Annotated in this window: 19 protein-coding genes; all 19 read left to right on the plus strand. The window is 64.9% G+C overall.

What is annotated here, in order from left to right; all coding sequences use genetic code 11:
- Positions 1–42: 42 nt before the first annotated feature.
- The 19 genes from GQY20_RS18250 (at position 43) to GQY20_RS18340 (ending at position 19,283) form a co-directional block, all read left to right on the plus strand.
- Positions 43–783 (plus strand): DUF4198 domain-containing protein, encoded by a 741-nt coding sequence (locus GQY20_RS18250; protein WP_157218549.1) that lies wholly within the window; start codon positions 43–45, stop codon positions 781–783.
- A gap of 24 nt (positions 784–807) precedes the next feature.
- Positions 808–1,176: a hypothetical protein gene (locus GQY20_RS18255; protein ID WP_157218550.1), complete on the plus strand. Its 369-nt coding sequence runs from the start codon at positions 808–810 to the stop codon at positions 1,174–1,176.
- Entirely contained in the window at positions 1,173–1,877 is a 705-nt protein-coding gene (locus tag GQY20_RS18260; protein ID WP_157218551.1) for a HupE/UreJ family protein, read from the plus strand. The genes GQY20_RS18255 and GQY20_RS18260 overlap by 4 nt, the downstream gene beginning before the upstream one ends.
- The gene (locus GQY20_RS18265) at positions 1,874–2,482 is read left to right on the plus strand and encodes a hypothetical protein (protein WP_157218552.1); all 609 of its coding nucleotides are present in this window, start codon (positions 1,874–1,876) and stop codon (positions 2,480–2,482) included. Before GQY20_RS18260 ends, GQY20_RS18265 begins: the two co-directional genes overlap by 4 nt.
- A 164-nt stretch (positions 2,483–2,646) precedes the next feature.
- Positions 2,647–3,561, plus strand: coding sequence for an ornithine cyclodeaminase family protein (locus tag GQY20_RS18270; RefSeq protein WP_157218553.1), 915 nt, complete (start codon positions 2,647–2,649; stop codon positions 3,559–3,561).
- A gap of 149 nt (positions 3,562–3,710) precedes the next feature.
- Positions 3,711–4,379: a haloacid dehalogenase type II gene (locus GQY20_RS18275; protein WP_157218554.1), complete on the plus strand. Its 669-nt coding sequence runs from the start codon at positions 3,711–3,713 to the stop codon at positions 4,377–4,379.
- Entirely contained in the window at positions 4,376–5,086 is a 711-nt protein-coding gene (locus GQY20_RS18280; protein ID WP_157218555.1) for a cupin domain-containing protein, read from the plus strand. Before GQY20_RS18275 ends, GQY20_RS18280 begins: the two co-directional genes overlap by 4 nt.
- A gap of 197 nt (positions 5,087–5,283) precedes the next feature.
- Positions 5,284–6,150 (plus strand): GNAT family N-acetyltransferase, encoded by an 867-nt coding sequence (locus tag GQY20_RS18285; protein WP_157218556.1) that lies wholly within the window; start codon positions 5,284–5,286, stop codon positions 6,148–6,150.
- Between the two features lie 30 nt (positions 6,151–6,180).
- Positions 6,181–7,356: a DSD1 family PLP-dependent enzyme gene (locus GQY20_RS18290; RefSeq protein ID WP_157218557.1), complete on the plus strand. Its 1,176-nt coding sequence runs from the start codon at positions 6,181–6,183 to the stop codon at positions 7,354–7,356.
- Between the two features lie 7 nt (positions 7,357–7,363).
- Positions 7,364–8,821, plus strand: coding sequence for an aldehyde dehydrogenase family protein (locus GQY20_RS18295; protein WP_157218648.1), 1,458 nt, complete (start codon positions 7,364–7,366; stop codon positions 8,819–8,821).
- A gap of 26 nt (positions 8,822–8,847) precedes the next feature.
- The gene (locus GQY20_RS18300; protein WP_157218558.1) at positions 8,848–10,173 is read left to right on the plus strand and encodes an NAD(P)/FAD-dependent oxidoreductase; all 1,326 of its coding nucleotides are present in this window, start codon (positions 8,848–8,850) and stop codon (positions 10,171–10,173) included.
- Positions 10,174–10,309: 136 nt separating this feature from the next.
- Positions 10,310–10,975 (plus strand): haloacid dehalogenase type II, encoded by a 666-nt coding sequence (locus GQY20_RS18305; RefSeq protein WP_157218559.1) that lies wholly within the window; start codon positions 10,310–10,312, stop codon positions 10,973–10,975.
- Between the two features lie 33 nt (positions 10,976–11,008).
- Positions 11,009–12,082, plus strand: a complete 1,074-nt coding sequence (locus GQY20_RS18310; protein ID WP_157218560.1) for a phosphotransferase — start codon at positions 11,009–11,011, stop codon at positions 12,080–12,082.
- Positions 12,079–13,422: an aspartate aminotransferase family protein gene (locus GQY20_RS18315; protein WP_157218561.1), complete on the plus strand. Its 1,344-nt coding sequence runs from the start codon at positions 12,079–12,081 to the stop codon at positions 13,420–13,422. The genes GQY20_RS18310 and GQY20_RS18315 overlap by 4 nt, the downstream gene beginning before the upstream one ends.
- Positions 13,423–13,467: 45 nt before the next feature.
- Positions 13,468–13,977 carry an Lrp/AsnC family transcriptional regulator gene (locus GQY20_RS18320; RefSeq protein ID WP_232476138.1) on the plus strand — a complete coding sequence of 170 codons (510 nt, stop codon included), beginning with the start codon at positions 13,468–13,470 and terminating at the stop codon, positions 13,975–13,977.
- Between the two features lie 125 nt (positions 13,978–14,102).
- Positions 14,103–15,425, plus strand: a complete 1,323-nt coding sequence (locus tag GQY20_RS18325) for an NAD(P)/FAD-dependent oxidoreductase (RefSeq protein ID WP_157218563.1) — start codon at positions 14,103–14,105, stop codon at positions 15,423–15,425.
- Positions 15,426–15,883: 458 nt separating this feature from the next.
- Entirely contained in the window at positions 15,884–16,741 is an 858-nt protein-coding gene (locus GQY20_RS18330; protein WP_157218564.1) for a GNAT family N-acetyltransferase, read from the plus strand.
- Positions 16,738–18,201 (plus strand): NAD-dependent succinate-semialdehyde dehydrogenase, encoded by a 1,464-nt coding sequence (locus tag GQY20_RS18335; RefSeq protein ID WP_157218565.1) that lies wholly within the window; start codon positions 16,738–16,740, stop codon positions 18,199–18,201. Before GQY20_RS18330 ends, GQY20_RS18335 begins: the two co-directional genes overlap by 4 nt.
- A gap of 11 nt (positions 18,202–18,212) precedes the next feature.
- Complete coding sequence (locus GQY20_RS18340) at positions 18,213–19,283, plus strand: tartrate dehydrogenase (RefSeq protein WP_157218566.1); 1,071 nt, start codon at positions 18,213–18,215, stop codon at positions 19,281–19,283.
- The last annotated feature ends 1 nt before the right edge of the window (position 19,284 follow it).

A 19,284-nucleotide genomic window follows, 5' to 3' on the forward strand; every position in this document is an offset into this window, starting at 1 on the left:
CGCATCATAGCCTCTCCTCCGCAACCTCAGAGGAGTGGTCAGGTGGCGAAGTTGAAGACTCTAGCATGGACGGCCGCAGCCGCTACGGCGGTCCTGGCGCCAGCGCTTGCCCAGGCGCACGGCATCTGGTTCGCGCAGCGCGCCAAGCAGATCGCGATCATCTATGGGATCGGCGCGGATGACCTGCAGTCGGTCAAGCGTCTACCCGGCATGGAGAACGTCCAAGCCTGGGACGCCGACCTCAACCCGGTCAACGCGCAGTTGCGCGCGGACGGCTCGCTGGTGGTGGTCGATACCGACGCGCCGCCGTCGATCGTCAGTGCGGTGCTTCAGAATGGCACCTGGTCGTGGCTGCCCGACGGCGAGATCGTGAAGAAGACCAAGGACGAGGTACCGAACGCGACCAAGACCGAGACGACGATCAAATATGCGGTGTCGATCCAGGGTCCGTTGACCAAGCCGGTGCCACTGATTCCGGCGCAGGCGCTGCAAATCGTTCCGGTTGGCAAGATTCCCGATAAGCTGGGCGAGCCGCTGACCTATCGGGTGACGTGGAAGGGCAAGCCGGCCGCCGGTGCCGGAGTGATCAACGACATGGTCAACGATCCGGATGCGGTGGAAGTGAAGACCAAGGCCGATGGCACGGTGACGTTCCCGGTGCGCAACCAGGGGCTCAACGTGATCCGCGCCGTGCATGTCACGCCGACGGACAATCCGGCCAAGACCGATCGCTACGAACATACGGCGACGCTTGCCTTCACGCTGCCGCACAAGCCCGAATAAAGCTGCCGATACCGGAGAAGCATCATGAAGTTCATGCATTTCGCGCTCGCCTCGGCGCTCGCCATCACGCCGGCTTACGCCCATAGCGATACCAAGCCGCGCCACGGCGGGCAGGTCGTGGAAGTCGGCGAAACCGCCTTCGAACTGGTCCGCGCGCCGGCCGGCGTCTCGCTCTACATTCGCGACGATGGCGACGACGTGCCGGCAAGCGCACTGACCGCCAAGCTGATCGTTACTACTGGCGCAAAGAAGAGCGAGGTTCCGCTGGTCGCGGGCAAGGACAGCCAGTCCTTTGCCAAGGGGCTCAAGATTCCGGCTGGTTCGCGCGTCGGCGTGCTGATCATCAACACGCAGACGCAGGCGCGCCAATCGGCGACGTTCAACATCCAATGAGGACGCGGCGCGACGTCCTGTTGCCCATTCTCGGCGTCGCGCTGGCGGTCGGCCTCCACGAGGTCGCCGCGGCGCACGGCGTCGCCGAAGGGGACAAGGCGTTCATCCAGAACAATCCCGGCGTGAACGTCGTCCCCTATCTCTATCTCGGTGCGAAGCACATGGTGACCGGATACGATCACCTCCTGTTCCTGTTCGGCGTCATTTTCTTTCTGTATCGGCTGAAGGATGTCGCCAGCTATGTGACGCTGTTCGCGGTCGGACACAGCGCCACGCTGCTGGCCGGGGTCTATTTCAACATCCATGCGAACCCGTTCGTGATCGACGCGATCATCGGCCTGTCGGTGGTCTACAAGGCGCTGGACAATCTGGGCGCCTTTCCCAAGCTGATCGGATTCCAGCCCAATCAGAAAGCGGCGGTTTTCGTCTTCGGCCTGTTCCACGGCTTTGGTCTGGCGACCAAGCTGCAGGATCTGATCGCCTCTCGCGACGGGCTGATCGCCAATCTGGTCAGCTTCAACCTAGGTGTCGAGACGGGTCAGTTCATGGCGCTGAGCGTCATTCTCATCCTGATGACGCTGTGGCGGCGTACGCCTTCGTTCACGAAAAATGTCGTCGTCGCCAACGCCCTGCTGATGTGCGCGGGTATCGTGCTGACCGGATATCAACTTGCCGGATACATGACGGAGCAGACAGCATGACTGCAACTTCCTCGACGAACGTGCCGTATCAGACGTCGCGGGCCACCCTCGCCCGTGCTTCGATCGCCGCACTTGCCGCTGGCGCCGCGATCCTTGTGCTGTTCGTATTACCCGCCGAATATGGCATCGATCCCACCGGAATTGGCAACGCGATCGGCCTGACGCGAATGGCCGCCGGCGAAGACGCGGCGGAGCCGGCACAGACGGCTGCGGCGCCGGCCGCCCCGGCCACGTTCGCGGTGCCGGTGCAGACCCAGGCCAATATCGAGAAGAAGACGCCTTATCGCATCGATGAAAAGACGATCACGCTCGCGCCGCACACCGGCATCGAACTCAAGGCGCACATGAAGGCGGGCGATACGTTCAACTTCCGCTGGACCTCGACCGGCCCGCTGCGTTCCGAAATGCATGGCGAACCGGCGGGCGGAAAGGACGACGAGTTCACCGACTATTGGAAGCAGAAGGACATCCGGAGCGGGCAGGGCAGCTTCACCGCACCGTTCGCCGGCACGCATGGCTGGTACTGGAAGAATCGCGAGGAGGTGCCGATCACCATCACCGCGAAGCTCGACGGCTTTTATCAAGACGTGTTTGAACGGAAGTGACCGGGATCGGGCGTTGCCGTTCGGGTGGGGTGTCATCGGCCCAATCGTTCATGCCCGAGGATGCCGGCGGTTCGCTTCGGTGGCACACACGCTAGGCAGGCCAGAAGCGCGCTGAATATGATCCAAACCCGCTTGATCGGCGGCGGCGACAGGGAAGGTTCGCGATGAAGTTCATGTCCGAAGCGGAGTCCGCCGCGCTTGTTTCGCACGAGATGGCGTTCGAGGCGGCGCGGGAGGCGCTGATCGCCGCGGCCGGGGACGCCGCCATCTTTCCTGCCGTGATCGCCCACGGCTCGTCGCCCACCAATCGCATCTCAATCAAGTCGGCCTCTACGCCCGATTTCGCCGGACTGAAGGTCGGTTCCTTCTGGCCAGGCAACGCCGAACGCGGCTTGCCACGGCACAACTCGGCGATTCTGCTGTTCGACCAGAGTGTGGGCCAGGTGGAATGGGTGATCGAGGGCGGCAAGGTCAACGCCTATCGCACTGCCGCGGCCGACGCCGTCGCGGCGGACGCGCTGGCGCGTCCGGACGCTTCGGTGCTGACCATCTTCGGCGCGGGCAACCAGGCATTGTACGAATGCGTAGCGATCGGGCGAGTACGGCCGATCACGCAGATACTGGTGGTTGCGCGCGATGCCGCGAAGGGTGAAGCCTTTGCCGAGGCGCTGGAGGCGGAGGGGCTGACGGCGGCTCGTGCCGATGCGCGCGCGGCGTGCGAATGCGCGGACATCGTCGTGACGGCGACGCCGTCGCGCGCGCCCTTGTTCGACGCAGATTGGATCCGCCCGGGCACGCATGTCGCCAGCATGGGGTCGGACGCGGCGGGCAAGCAGGAGCTGCCACCTTCCCTGTTCGACCGGGCGGCATTGTTCTGCGACCTGCCTTCGCAGGCCGTCGTGATGGGTGACCTGCAGCATTTTGACGGCGATCCGAACGCGATCGTGGCGATCGGCGACGTCCTTCAGGGACGCGTGCCCGGCCGCGTCTCACCCGAGCAGATCACGGTGTTCGACAGTTCCGGTATCGCATTGCAGGATCTGACGATTGCCCGGCGGCTCGTCGCGGCTCGTCGCTGACTTCGCCGGGCAGGGATGGTTGCGGTAGATCATGCCGCCCGCAAGCCTGCGACTGGCGTTTCGATGCCAGTTCTTCCGCAAGAATGACGATTTCGGCTGTGTGGCTGGGATTAGTTTGACTCGAACACGCCAAGCGAAGGGGGCCTTGCATGCCGATACTCAAACCCAAGTTCATCACCTTCGATTGCTACGGTACGCTCATCAATTTTGAGATGGCGCCGGTGGCCCGGCAGGTCTATGCCGACAGGCTGTCGGGCAAGGCGCTCGACGATTTCTGCGATTATTTCTCGGCTTATCGCCTCGATGGCGTGCTCGGCGCATGGCGCCCCTATCTCGACGTCGTGACCGAGGCGCTTCAGCGCGCCTGCAAGCGATCGGGCATCGACTATCGCGAGGGAGACGGGGAGGCGCATTACAACGCCATTCCCAGCTGGCAGCCGCATCCCGACGTGGTCGAGCCGCTCAAGCGGATCGCGGACAAGATTCCGCTGGTCATTCTGTCGAATTCGATGGTCGATCTCATCCCGCATAGCGTGAAGAACTTGCAGGTGCCGTTCCACACGGTTTGCACGGCCGAGGAGGCGCAGGCCTACAAGCCGCGGATGCAGGCATTCGAATTCATGTTCGATACGCTCGGCTGCGGGCCCGAGGACGTGCTGCATTGCTCGTCCAGCTTTCGCTACGACCTGATGACCGCCTATGACTTGGGCATCAAGGACAAGGCATTCGTCAATCGCGGGCATGAGCCGCTCAACAGCTATTATGAGGTGAACGAGATCCGGAGCCTGGGCGGCTTGCCCGGATTGGTCGGGCTGTGAGGGTCGCACTGACTCAGGCCGTGGCGGCAGTGGTCGACGTCCGCGCGTATGCGGCGGGAACGAACCCTTCGGATGACTGGTTCGATGGCCGTGCCGCCCCGGCCTTCGCCGATCGCGATGCCCAGGTCGCGGCGATCGCGCTGCGGGGGGCGGGTCGGGTACAGGCGCTTCCCGCGGACGAGTTCGTGCTAATTCTCGAAGGCCGTCTGGAAATCGAAGGCGAAGCCGGCACGCTGCCGGTCGATGCCGGAACCGGCGCCGTGCTGCCCATCGGCAGCAGCTTCGCTTGGCGCGCTTCGGACGATCTGCTGGCGGTGATCTATTCGGCGCCGACCACCGCTCCCGGAAACGCCACCAAGCCGCTCGCGATCGATCATGATGCGCCGCTTGCCCCGTCCAATCCGCCGCTGGCCGAGAATCTGATCGGGCCAACGCCCGCCTGCCGATCGCATAGCGACTATATCTCGGCCAATGGCGAGTTCGCGTGCGGCATCTGGGATTCGACCCCTTACCATCGCCGCCAGATACCCTATCGACAGGTCGAGCTCATGTACCTGCTGGACGGCAAGGTCAGCTTCGCCGACGCGCATGGCAGCGTCAGTTTCTCGGCGGGAGATGTCTGCCTGTTCGTGCGCGGCGATGGCTGCGCGTGGCTGAGCGAGGAATATGTGAGGAAGATCTACGCGAACCAGCGGCCGGCGGGATGAGCGGATTGCCGCGATTGCGCGCCTTCGGCGTGCACGTTGGCGGCATTAGTCGCGGCAGTATCTGCCGCGACTGGTGCCGATCGCCGCATGACAACGCGACTCCGCCATGACTTTTGGAAGGTGTTGCCAACGCAAACGGGCTTAATGATGCGGTCGCCCTGTTGCGACGTCTCGAAATCGAATGGATGAGTGCTTCGATGTCCAGCTCCGCCCACACTGCTCCGATTTCCGCTCCGGGTGACGTCGTGCCGCTGGACGCTGGCCACATCCCGCAGGCGCTCGCGCTGTCGCAGGCGCTCAAATGGCCCTATCGCGCCGAGGATTGGGCCTTTGCATTGGCGCTGGGGCGTGGTTTCGCGGTCGAGCTGGATGGCCGGCTGGTCGGGACCGCCTTGTGGTGGCCCTATGGCGACGACTATGCCTCGGCCGGCATGATCATCGTCGCGTCGAATGCCCAGCGCCGTGGCATCGGCGCCCGGCTGATGGACGCGCTGCTCGCCGATGCAGCCGGGCGCACGATCATCCTCAATTCGACTCTCGACGGCGAGAGACTCTATCAGCGGCTGGATTTCGAACCCTGCGGGGTGGTCCAGCAACACCAGGCCGTGCTGGAAGCGGCGCCGACGATCGATGCGGGCGTGTCGCTGCGCGCTGCGCGGCCCGATGATCGCGCAGCGCTGAATGCGCTTGATCGGGCCGCTTCGGGAATGGACCGGGGTGCTCTGCTCGATGCGCTTTTCGGCGTCGCCGATGTGCTGGTGATCGAGCGCGATGGCCGTCTCATGGGCTATGGCTGCGTGCGCCGCTGGGGGCGAGGTTTTGTGGTCGGGCCGGTGGCGGCTCGCGACGTGCGCGACGCCAAGGCGCTGATAGCTGCGCTCGCCGCGCGTCATGTCGGCGATTTCGTGCGGATAGACGTGACGGAGGCGAGCGGGCTCGGCCCGTGGCTCGGCACCGTCGGCTTGCCGCAGACCGATCGCGTGGTTGCCATGTCGCGTGGTGCGCCGCCACAAGGCGATCCGGATGCGACGTTATTCGCGCTTTCCAATCAATCGCTCGGTTGAACCCAAATCGAGGCCCGGAAGAGCTGATCCATGATCCAGACCTTTCTCCAACCGGCTGAAGCCGATGCAGCCCCAAGTCTCGATACGGTCGAGACGCCTGCGCTGGTGCTCGACGTGGCGAAGCTCGACCGGAACGTCGCGCGGCTGCGCGCGCATCTCGACGCGCTCGGCGTCGCCTTTCGCCCGCATGTGAAGAGCGCCAAGTCAATCGACGTGGCGTGGCGGCTGTTCGCGAAAGGGGTGGGGCCGATCACCGTTTCGACGCTGGCCGAGGCGGATTATTTCGCCGCTGCCGGCTTCACCGACATCACCTATGCGGTTGGGCTGTCACCCGACAAGATCCACCGCACGCGCGAGCTTGTGGCGCGCGGCATCGATCTGTCGGTGTTGATCGACTCGCTCGACCAGGCGCGCGCGCTGGTCGAGGCCGCGCGGGACGGCGGCGTCATGCCGGGCGTGCTGATCGAGATCGATTGCGACGGTCATCGCGGCGGCGTGCTGCCCGATGATCCGGCACTTGTGGCGATCGCCGGCACGCTGAAGGACGGAGGGGTCGATCTGCGCGGGGTGCTGACTCACGCTGGCGAATCCTATGCCGCGCGGGGCGGTGTGGGTCTGCCGGAAGCTGCCGAGCAGGAGCGCGCGGCGGCGGTGCTCGCGGCCGAAAAGCTGCGCGGCGCTGGACATGCGTTGCCTGTGGTCAGCGTCGGATCGACGCCAACGGCGCATTTCGCGAAGAATCTCGACGGCGTGACGGAGGTGCGCGCCGGCGTGTTCATGTTCTTCGATCTGGTCATGCACGGTATCGGCGTGTGCGAGTTGGACGACATCGCGCTGTCGGTGGTGGCGACGGTGATCGGACACCGCCCGGAGAAGGGCTGGATTCTGACCGACGCGGGCTGGATGGCGATGTCGCGCGATCGCGGGACCCAGCGGCACCCGGTGGACCAGGGATATGGCCTGGTGTGCGACATCGACGGCAAGCCCTTTGCCGACCTGATCATCGGCGACGCGAGCCAGGAGCATGGCATCATCAAGGCACGCCCGGGCAGCGGCGCCACGCTCCCGGACCTGCCGCTCGGCACGCGCGTCCGCATCCTTCCCAACCATGCCTGCGCCACCGGCGCGCAGCATGACGCCTATCACGTGATCGTGACCGGAAGCCGCGACGTGACCGCCGTCTGGCCGCGCATGCGGGGCTGGTGAGGAGATGATGACCAACGTGGCCGACGCGCGGTACGCCGTCTTCGAGAAGCTCGATCGTGCCTATATCGGAGGCGAATGGGTGCCGGTTGCCGGGCACGAAAGGCTGCCGGTGATCGATCCGGCGAGCGGCGAACAGGTGGCCGAGATTGTGGGTGGCACCGCCTCCGATGTCGATCGCGCGGCCTTGGCCGCGCGCGCGGCGTTCCCCGGCTTCGCCGCCACGCCCGTCGCCGATCGCATCGCGCTGCTCGAGCGGATCCATGCGCTGATCCTCGAGCGCGCCGAGCCGCTCGCGCGCACGCTGACGCTCGAGATGGGCGCGACGATCAGTCATGCCCGTGCCGCGCATGTGCCGCTGGCGGCGGCGCATGTTCAGGCGGCGATCGACGTGCTGCGCGACTATGACTTCCTCACGATGCGGGGGACCACCGCCATCGTGCGCGAGCCCATCGGGGTGTGCGCGCTGATCACGCCATGGAACTGGCCACTCTATCAGATCACCGCCAAGGTCGCGCCCGCGCTGGCGGCGGGGTGCACCGTGATCTTGAAGCCGAGCGAATTGTCTCCGCTCAGCGCGCTGATGTTCGCGCAGATCATGCACGATGCCGGCGCGCCCGCGGGTGTGTTCAACCTCGTCAACGGCACCGGGCCCGAGGTCGGCACCGCGCTGGCCGCGCACCCCGACATCGACATGATCTCCATCACCGGATCGAACCGCGCCGGCGTGCTGGTAGCGCAGGCCGCCGCGCCGACGGTCAAGCGCGTGACGCAAGAGCTGGGTGGCAAGTCGCCCAACATCCTGCTGCCGGACGCCGATTTCGATCGCGTGGTGCCGCTCGGCGTGATGGCGGCCTTCCGCAATGTCGGCCAGTCGTGCAGCGCCCCGACGCGCATGATCGTGCCGCGCGACCGGCTGGCGGAGGTGGAAGCGATCGCGCGTCGGACGGTCGAGGCGATCGTCATCGGCGATCCCGGCGAGGATGCGACCGTGCTTGGCCCGATCGCTAACCGCGCGCAGTTCCAACGCGTGCAGGCGATGATCGCGGCCGGGATCGAGGAGGGCGCCGTGCTGGTGTGCGGCGGACCGGGACAACCCGACGGGCTCGAGCGCGGCTTCTTCACGCGCCCCACAATCTTTTCGAACGTCGCAACCGGCATGCGCGTGGCGCAGGAAGAGATTTTCGGCCCGGTGCTGGTCATCATCCCATATGATGATGTCGACGAGGCGGTTGCGATCGCTAACGACACGATCTTCGGCCTCGGCGGCCATGTCCACGGCAAGGACATCGACCGCGCTCGCGACGTGGCACGCCGGATTCGCACCGGGCAGGTCCACCTCAACAATCCCGCCTGGGACCCGCATGCGCCGTTCGGCGGCTACAAGCGCTCGGGCAACGGGCGCGAATATGGGGCTTTCGGCTTCGAGGAATATCTGGAGGTCAAGGCCATCCTCGGCTTCGCCTGACCGCCCGTCACTGGAGATCTGTCACCATGCCCGCCCCGCTGCGCTTCATCGCTTCCACGCCCACGCTCCCGGACGAAGCGGACGCCGTCATCATCGGCGGTGGGATCATCGGCACGTTCACGGCCTATTACATGGCCCGGCGCGGAATGAAGGTCGCGCTGGTCGAGAAAGGCGTGGTGGGCGGCGAACAGTCGAGCCGCAACTGGGGCTGGTGCCGCCAGCAGAACCGTGACGAGCGCGAATTGCCGCTGGCGACCAAGGCGCTCGATCTGTGGGCCGCATTCGGCAAGGAAAGCGGCGAGGATACCGGCTTTCGCCGCTGCGGGCTCTTCTATGTCAGCAATCTCGACGAGGAACTCGAGCCTTGGGCGCGCTGGGGCGAATATGCCCGTTCGGTCGGGGTCAAGACGCGCATGCTGACCAGCGACGAGGCGAGCGAGCATGCCGCCTTCACCGGCCAGCGCTGGCGCGGCGGCGTGCATTCCAGCAATGACGGGATCGCCGATCCCGGCCGCGCCGTGCCGGCGGTGGCGAAGGCGCTGATGGCGCTGGGCAGCACCGTGCATCAGGCATGCGCGGCGCGCGGCATCGAGACCACTGGCGGCGCGGTCAGCGCGGTCATCACCGAGCGCGGGACGATCCGCACGCGACAGGTGATCCATGCCGGAGGCGCCTGGGCGTCGTCGTTCTTCAACCAGCTCGGGATCCGCTTTCCCCAGGCGACGGTGCGCCAGACCATCCTGGCAGTGGGAACCGGCCCGCTGACGCTGCCCGATGCCTTCTACAGCGATTCGATTTCGATCACCCGGCGCGGCGAAGGGGCCCACACGCTGGCGATAAGCGGCCGGGCCCAGGTCGATCCGACACTGCAATTTCTCCGCTTCAACCGCCAATTCATCCCCATGTTTCGCAAGCGCTGGAAGAAGGTGTCGCCGGGCGGCCTGCACGGATTTCGTGCCGGCCACGAGACCCTGTCGCGCTGGCGGCTCGATAGGCCGACGCCGATGGAGGCGATGCGTATCCTCGATCCCGTTGCCGATCCCACGACGGTGCGCCTGACGCTCAAGCGCGCTGGCAAGCTGGTCCCGGCGCTTGCAGGCATGCCGATGGTCGCCAGCTGGGCAGGGTTCGTCGACAGCACGCCCGACGGCGTGCCGGTGATGGGAGAGATTCCCGGCATTCCGGGCCTGATCCTCGCCGCCGGGTTCAGTGGGCACGGCTTCGGCATAGGCCCCGGCGCGGGGCACCTCGTTGCCGATATCGCGACTGGGCATGAGCCGATCGTCGATCCGCGTCCCTACCGTCTTTCGCGTTTCTCCGCGGGCGAGAAGATCGACGTTTCAGAATTCTGACGGCAGACGATGGCCGGCTGTGCCGTTCCGATGGTCGGGAGAAACCATATCTGCTCCGTTCGGCCACGATAACCGCATTTCTCCACGCCGTCCTGCCCGTAGAAAATCCTCGGATTGCACAGCAGCGAGAGGACCCATGACCTTCCGGCCTGACTTCATCAGCTTCGACTGTTACGGCACGCTCATCAATTTCGAGATGGGGCCGACGGCGGAGAAATTATTCGCCGATCGCGTCGATCCGCAGCGGATGGCGGCTTTTCTCGCCAGCTTCAAGGCCTACCGCCTCGACGAAGTGCTGGGTGCGTTCAAGCCGTTCTTCGACGTGGTCGCCAACTCGATCCGGCGCACATGTGCGGCGCATCACGTCGAATATCGCGAGAGCGACGCGCAGGCGCTGTACAACGCCGTGCCGACCTGGCAGCCGCATCCCAATGTGGTCGAGACGCTCGAGGTAATCGCACCGCACTATCCGCTGGTGATCCTGTCCAACTCGATGGTCGATCTGATCCCGGCGAGCGTCGCGCATCTCCGGGCGCCGTTCCATGCGGTTTACACCGCAGAGGAAGCGCAGGCTTACAAGCCGCGCATGCAGGCGTTCGAATATATGTTCGGCCGGCTCGGCACGACGCCGGACCGCATGATGCATGTCTCGTCGAGTTTCCGTTACGACCATATGACCGCATCGGACCTTGGCTTCATGGCGAAGGGGTTCATTGATCGGGGGCATGAGCCGAGCTCAGCCGAATATGGCGTCAGCCGGCTGTCCGACATTCGGCAGTTGCCCGGCCTGTTAGGCCTTTGAGCGGCTCCTTAACCTCCAGCCTTGAGAACGGGTATGTCCGCCAACCTCAGCGACCTGCCGTTTAACGGCTCGCAACTGTCCACCAGCGCGCCGGAACTGTCGCCGACCGAGGCGGCCAAAATCGCGGCGCGCTGCTATGGCATTGACGGCACGGCGGAACTGCTCACCAGCGAACGCGACAGCAACTTTCGCCTCGGCGCGACCGATGGCAGCACATATCTGCTCAAGGTCAGCAATCCATCGGAAGCCGAGGATATAGTCGATCTTCAGACCGCTTGTCTCGACCATATCGCTGGCGTCGATCCCACGCTGCCGGTACCGCGCGTCCTTCGCACGCGCGAGGGCGCCAAGCGAGGGCAAACCGTTCTGGCCGATCGCCGCCGATGTACGGTGAGGCTGCTGACCTATCTCGCCGGCGTTCCGGCCAAGGGCACGCCGCGGAGCCGCACCCAGCGAATCCAGATCGGCGCGGTGCTGGCCGAACTGGACATCGCCTTGCGCGGCTTCACTCACCGGGCGGCGGTACATGATCTGTTGTGGAACGTGTCGCGCGCTGATCGCCTCACGCATCTGGTGGACGAGATTTCGGGCGGCGGCCGGCGCAAGCTCGTGCGGCATTTCATGGACTGCTTCCTGGCCGACACGCTGCCGCGCCTCGGCGGCCTCCGTGCGCAGGTCATCCACAACGACTTCAATCTCTACAACGTGCTGGTCGCCACTGCCGATACCGATCGGGTAACTGGGGTGATCGATTTCGGCGATCTCGTGCATGCACCGCTGGTCGGCGAAGTCGCGACTGCGGCCGCATTCCAGATGGCACAGACCGACGATCCGATGGCGGCAGCGGCTGAGTTCGTCGGCGCCTATCATGCTGTCCTGCCACTGCTGCCGGAAGAGCAGGAGATCTTCGCCGATCTGGTCGCCACCCGTCACCTGATCACCGTGCTGATCTCGGAATGGCGCTCGCGGCGCTATCCCGAGAATCACGCCTATATCATGCGCCATAATGCGGGGGCCTGGGACGGGCTGCACCTGATGGCCGGATTTTCCCGACAGGACGCGCGCGATCGGATGCTGGACGGCGTGCGCAGCGGAGATGACAGATGACGAGCACGATCGATCTCAACATGGTCAACGCCTATATCCCGGGGCGCGCCGATGTCGGCGCCGAGACGGCGGCGACGATCGCGCGGCGCGACCGCCTTCTCGGCCCGGCCTATCGGCTGATGTACGAGCGGCCGCTGCATATCGTGAAAGGGGAGGGCGCGTGGCTAATCGACAGCGACGGCCGCCGTTTCCTCGACATCTACAACAATGTCACTTCGCTCGGCCATTGCCATCCGCGCGTGGTCGAAGCGATCGCCCGCCAGGCAGCGACGCTGCAGACCAACACCCGCTATCTCCACGACACGATCCTCGAACTGGCCGAGCGGCTGCTCGCCACAGTGCCAGGCACTGACCTGGCGCACCTGATGCTGACCTGCACCGGCAGCGAGGCGAATGACCTCGCTTATCGGATCGCCAAGGTGCGGACCGGCGGGACGGGAATAATCGTAACCGAAACTGCCTATCACGGTTTCACCGACGCGGTGTCGCAGTTCTCGCCTTCGCTAGGCGTCACCGTCGATCTGGGCGCGCATGTCCGTCTGGTCCCGGCGCCGCGTGCCTATCATGCCGATGGGGCCGATCTCGCGGAGCGTTTCACACGCGATGTCGAGGCGGCGGTAGCCGATCTCAAGCGCCACGGCATCAAGCCAGCGATGCTGATCGTCGACTCGCTCTTCACCAGCGATGGCATCCTGCCCGATCCCGCGGGTTTTCTGCAGGGCGCGGTCGCCGCGATCAAGGCTGCCGGCGGCTTGTTCGTCGCCGACGAAGTGCAGCCCGGATTCGGGCGGACTGGCGTGGATATGTGGGGTTTTCGGCGTCACGGCGTGGCGCCGGACATCGTCACCATGGGCAAGCCGATGGGCAATGGCCAGCCGATCGCCGGCCTGCTCGTCACGCAAGACGCGGTGGCGCAATTCGGCCGCGAATCGCGCTACTTCAATACCTTCGCGGGTAACACTGTCTCCTGCGCGGCGGCGGTGGCGGTACTCGACACGATCGAGGAGGAAGGGCTGATCGCGCACGCCGGAAAGACGGGGACCGCCCTGCGCGAGGGAATTGCCGCGCTGGCGCAGCGCCATGAGGCAATCGGTGACGTACGGGGGGTCGGCATGTTCGTCGGCGTCGAGATCGTGTCGGACCGCACGACGCGGGCGCCCCACCGTGCGTTGACGAGTCGCGTCGTCAATCTGCTGCGCGACAAGGGCATCCTGCTCAGCGCCTGCGCGATGGGGCATAACGTGCTCAAGATCCGTCCGCCGCTTGTGTTGAACGATGAGCAGGTGAATATGGTGGTACAGGCGCTCGATGAGGCCTTCGCCGAAGCGATGATAGACTGAGCCGAAAGTCGATCGAGAATGCGCTCAAGGTTCGATCTTGACCGGATGGATTTCAAGATCCTCGACCATCTTCAACGCATGGGCCGGTGCTCCAACGTCGAACTCGCCGATATGGTGGGCCTCAGCGCCAGTCCTTGTCTGGCGAGGGTCAAGCGTTTGCAGAAAATCGGCGTCATCGAGGGGTTTGGGGCGCACCTCGCATTGGCGCAACTGGGCGATTACCTGATCGTGTTCAGCGAGATCACGATCAGCGGTCATCGGCGACATCATATGCGCCGCTTCGAGGAAGCTGCCGAGGCGGTGCCCGAGATCATGGAATGCTATAATGTCAGCGGCGGCTATGATTTCCTGTTGCGTATCGTCATCCGAAGCGTGTCGCATTTTCAGGGCATTATGGACGGGCTGCTTCAGGCCGATCTCGGCATCGAGAAATTCTCGAGCTACATTGTTCTGCGTGTCCCGTTCGTGAAGCACGAGCTGCCGCTGGACCGGCTGTTCGGCGACGCGGAGCCGAATCCGGTCGTGCCTTCCTCACAACAGCGTTCCGCTGGCTGAACTTGCCAAATCGGTGATGCCGGACGGAAACATCGCTCAATCGGCACCCATATTCGGTCAAATCTGTTGAGCGGGCGGTGCGATAGGTTGAAGGCAATTCATCCTGCCAGAGGGTCGGTCGCAGCATGTCTCCTGTAGTAGCGCGCATTTCCAGTGACGAATCGCTGCCGTCCGCCGTCGATGTCGTCATTGTCGGTGGGGGCATTATCGGAAGCGCAGCGGCTTATCTCCTCGCGAAGCGCGGCTTCGCGGTCGCGCTGCTGGAAAAGGGGTATGTCGGGTGCGAACAGTCCAGCCGCAACTGGGGATGGGTGCGGCGGCAGAATCGCGACTCGCGCGAGTTGCCGCTGTCGCTAATCTCGATGCAGTTGTGGGACAGGTTCGCACTGGAGATCGGTCGCGATCTGGGCTTCCGGCGCTGTGGGCTAACCTTTGCCACACATCTTGAATCCACACTTCAGCAATGGGAAAGCTGGCGCCCGATCGGGGAAGAATTCGGTGTGAGGAGCCATATCCTCAGCAGTTCGCAGGCCGCCGCATTGATCCCGGAAAGCAAGCGCACGTGGCGCGGCGGCTTGCAGGTGCCCGACGACGGCAAGGCTGAGCCGGCCCTTGCCGCGCCCGTGTTGGCGGAGGGTGCGCGGGCGCTGGGCGCGACGATCCACCAGCAATGCGCGGCGAGAGGACTCGATCTGGCAAACGGCCAGGTCGTCGGCGTCCATACCGAGAAGGGATATGTCAGGGCGGACGCGGTGCTGTGCGCGGCCGGCGCATGGGCGTCCCGCTTCCTGCGTCCCCACGGCATCAGTTTTCCGCAGGCCGGAGTCCGGCAGACTGCGCTGCGTACCAGGCCGATGGAGAATATCGGAGAAGCGATCTATACCTCCGACTTCTCGATCACCCGGCGCCTCGACGGCAGCTACACGCTGGCGATCAGCGGCAAGGCGACGATCGACGTCACCGCACAGGGGATCCGCTACTTCCGCGAGTTCGCGCCGCAATTCGCGCGCCGGTTGAAGAATGTGCGGCTCGGTTTCGGCAACTCGTTCTTCTCCGGCCCGGAATCCTTGCCGGCGATGTTGACCGACAACGACCGGATTTTCGAACAGAATCGCGTGCTCGACCCCGCGCCGCAGAAATGGCTGGCACGGCAGGTGATGGCGAACGTCCGCGCCGCCTATCCGCAATTCGTCGACGCGGTGATCGACAGCATGTGGGGCGGGCTGGTCGATTGCACACCTGACGCGGTGCCCGTGATTTCGAAGGTCGAGCAGGCGCGCGGGCTGGTACTGGCTGCGGGCTGTTCGGGGCATGGATTCGGGCTAGGACCGGGCATCGGTCTGCTCGCATCGCAGCTGCTCGTCAACGACACGCCCTGCGTCGATCCCACACCCTTTCGCCTGTCGCGGCTGGTTGACGGTTCGAAGCTTGATATTGCTGCGATTTGAGCATCCGCGACGGTTGAACGTAGCCACGGGATCACTCGACCGGAGGGTGATATCAGTTCACCAATGAGGCGGTCCGACATCCCGTATCTGGACGATCTGCCTTCCTCGGCGGTGCGCCGCCGCACTGTCCATAAGGTTGCGCCGAGCGCATCGACACCGGACAGCAGGAGCGTCATGATTTCATCATCCCTTTCTTGATCCAGACGATCATAGTCTCTGGACCAGTCAAACGCGGGGACGGGCCGCTACCGGCCGTGGTTGAGTCCCGGCCTCCATGCTTGTCCAGTCCGCTGCTGTCTTGGGTGAGTTACGGCAGTTTGAGCGGGAGCTGACCGAATTTACGCGAGATAATCTTCCGAAAAGGCGGTGAAGGCAGCAGCCAATGCTTGGCTGTGCGGGTACATGTCATGGCATGAGCAGGTATCGGGCGGTAATTCCACTCCGCCAAGGAGCAAGGTATGGCGACAGGCGTAGAGACAATGGCGACGTTGCGGCGAATGACGATGGACGATCTGGTCGCCGCGCAGTCTCTTTCACATGCGCGGGGATGGCCGCACCGCGTGGAGGATTGGGAAATCCTTCTGGGGCTGGGCTTTGGCTATGTCGCCGAGGACGAAGACCGCATCGTGGGGACCGCAATGGCGTGGCTCTATGGCGCTGATGCGGCGACGTTGGGGATGGTGGTGGTCTCGCCGGCCGCGCGTGAAGCCGGGATCGACCGGCGGTTGATGAACGCGGTACTCGGCGATCTGGGCGAACGCACGACCATGCTCAACGCCACGGCAGAGGGCGAAGCGCTTTATGCCGATATGGGTTTCGAGGCCGGCAACGCCGTTTTCCAGCATCAGGGAGCTGCCTTCGCCGTACCGATCGCCGAACTCATTCCCAACGAGCGCGTGCGTCCGCTGGGAAGCAGGGACATGCCGGTGCTGCATGATCTTGCCCGCCGCGCGACGGGCATGGATCGAGACGCGCTGCTGAACGCACTGGTGCCCGGCGCGCAGGGTGTCGTCCTCACTCGCGACAATGAGCCGGTGGGCTTTTCGCTGTTTCGCCGGTTCGGCCGGGGTCATGTCGTAGGACCGACGATCGCGCCGGATACGGGCGGGGCGAAGGCGCTTATTTCCCACTGGCTGGGTTCCAATGCCGGCATCTTCTGCCGCATCGACATTCCGGAAGAAAGTGGCCTTGGTGAATGGCTCGAGGAACTCGGCCTGCCACGGGTCGGGCAGGTAAGGCGCATGGTGCGCGGCCGGACGCCCGATGTCGATCCCATGGCCCGGATTTTCACTCTCACTACGCAGGCCCTCGGATGACGATTTCCCTCACCAACCCCCACCTTTTCGTCCAGCGCGTCTATATTGACGGCGAATGGAGCGGCGCGCGGTCCGGCGCGACGATGGATGTCGACAATCCGGCGACCGGCGCGGTCATCGGCACGATCCCCGATTGCGGCGAGGCCGAGACTCAGGCCGCAATCGATGCCGCGCAGGCCGCCTGGCCGGCGTGGCGCGCCCGGACGGCGGGGGATCGGGCCGCCCTGCTGGAGCGCTGGTATGCTCTGGTAATGGATAATATCGCCGATCTCGGCCGCATCATGACCGCCGAACAGGGCAAGCCGGTCGCCGAAGCCGAGGGCGAGATTCGCTATGCGGCCAGCTTCATTAAATGGTTCGCGGAGGAAGGCCGCCGGATCGACGGCAGCATCGTCCCGGCTCCGGAGGCCAATCGCCGCATCCTGATCCTCAAGGAGCCGGTCGGCGTATCGGCCGCAATCACACCGTGGAACTTCCCCGCCGCCATGATCACGCGCAAATGCGCGCCGGCGCTGGCGGCAGGATGTCCGGTGGTGGTGAAGCCGTCGGAGCTCACGCCTTTCAGCGCGCTGGCGCTGGTCAAGCTGGCAGAGGAGGCCGGCTTTCCCAAGGGGGTCATCAATATCGTCACGGGTCGGGCCGCGCCGATCGGCGGCGTGCTGACCGGCAGCGAGACCGTCCGCAAACTCTCCTTCACCGGATCGACCCGCGTCGGCGCTCTGCTGATGCGGCAGAGCGCGGATACGATCAAGCGGCTCAGCCTGGAACTGGGCGGGAACGCGCCGCTGATCGTGTTCGACGACGCCGACCTCGACCTCGCGGTCGCCGCGACCATGGCCAGCAAGTTCCGCAATGCCGGCCAGACCTGCGTCTGCGCCAATCGCATCCTGGTGCAGGATGGCGTGTACGAGGCCTTCGCGCAGAAGCTTGCCGCAGCGGTTTCGGCGCTGAAGGTCGCGCCGGGCGACCAACCGGGCGCGACGATCGGGCCGCTCATCAACCGCGCGGCTGCCGACAAGGTCTCCGCCCATGTCGAGGACGCGCTGGCCCATGGTGCGACCATCTTCGCGCAGGCGCCGGAAGGCGCGACCGGCGAACGATTCGCCACGCCCTTGATCCTGACCGGGGCGACGCGCGACATGCGCCTCGCCAGTGAGGAGACATTCGGCCCGGTCGCGCCGCTGTTCCGCTTCCATGACGAGGCGGAAGGCATCGCGCTCGCGAACGACACCAGCTTCGGCCTCGCCAGCTATTTCTACACCGAAAACCTGCACCGCGCCTTTCGCGTCGGCGAACGGCTGGAAGCGGGCATGGTCGTGCTCAACACCGGCGGCATGGCGATGGAGATGGCACCCTTTGGCGGGGTCAAGCAGTCAGGCCTCGGCCGCGAGGGCGCTCATGCGGGGATCGAGGAATATCTCGAAACCAAGGCGTTCCATATCGGCGGGCTGAAATTGTAGACGGGGAAGTTATGGCGCGCAGTTATTCTATTTCGGTCATTCCGGGCGACGGCATCGGCAAGGAGGTCATGCCCGAGGGCATCCGTGTGCTGGAGCGCGCGGCGAGTCTCTACGGCTTTTCGATCCAGCAGACATGGCAGGATTTCGCCTGCTGCGACTATTATGCCAGACATGGCCAGATGATGCCGGACGACTGGAAGGAGCGGATCGGCTCTCCGGACGCCATCTTTTTCGGAGCGGTCGGCTGGCCCGACACAGTGCCCGACCATGTCTCGCTCTGGGGATCGCTGCTCCAGTTCCGGCGCGAATATGATCAATATGTCAACCTGCGGCCGGTGCGTCTGATGCCCGGCGTGCCCTGTCCCCTCGTGGGTCGGGAGCCCGGCGACATCGACTTCTGGGTCGTGCGGGAGAATACGGAGGGCGAATATAGCGCGGTCGGCGGCAAGATGTTCGCCGGCACGCCGCGCGAGGTCGTCATCCAGGAAACGGTGATGACCCGTCACGGCACCGACCGGGTGCTGCGCTATGCCTTCGAGCTGGCGACGACCCGCGAGCGCAAGCACGTCACCTCCGCGACCAAGTCCAACGGCATCGCCATCACCATGCCCTGGTGGGACGAGCGGGTGGAGGAGATGGCGAAACACTATCCGAACGTCACCCACGACAAATATCATATCGACATATTGACCGCGCAGTTCGTGCTGAACCCCGATCGCTTCGATGTGGTGGTGGCGTCCAACCTGTTCGGCGATATCCTCTCCGATCTCGGCCCGGCCTGCACCGGCACGATCGGCGTCGCGCCCTCCGGCAATATCAACCCCGACCGCTCCGCGCCCTCGCTGTTCGAGCCGGTCCACGGCTCCGCCCCCGACATCGCCGGAAAGGGCATCGCCAATCCGGTCGGGCAGATCTGGTCGGCGGCGATGATGCTGGAGCATCTGGGCGAGGGGGAAGCCGCCGCCGCGATCATGCGTGCGGTGGAGACGGTGCTGGCCGAACCGGCGCTGCGCACCGCCGACCTCAAGGGGAGGGCGACGACCGAGCAATCCGGCAGGGCGATCGCCGACGCACTGGCCTGAG

Origin of the sequence: Flavisphingomonas formosensis (assembly GCF_009755815.1) — a bacterium.
Taxonomy (GTDB): domain Bacteria; phylum Pseudomonadota; class Alphaproteobacteria; order Sphingomonadales; family Sphingomonadaceae; genus Flavisphingomonas; species Flavisphingomonas formosensis.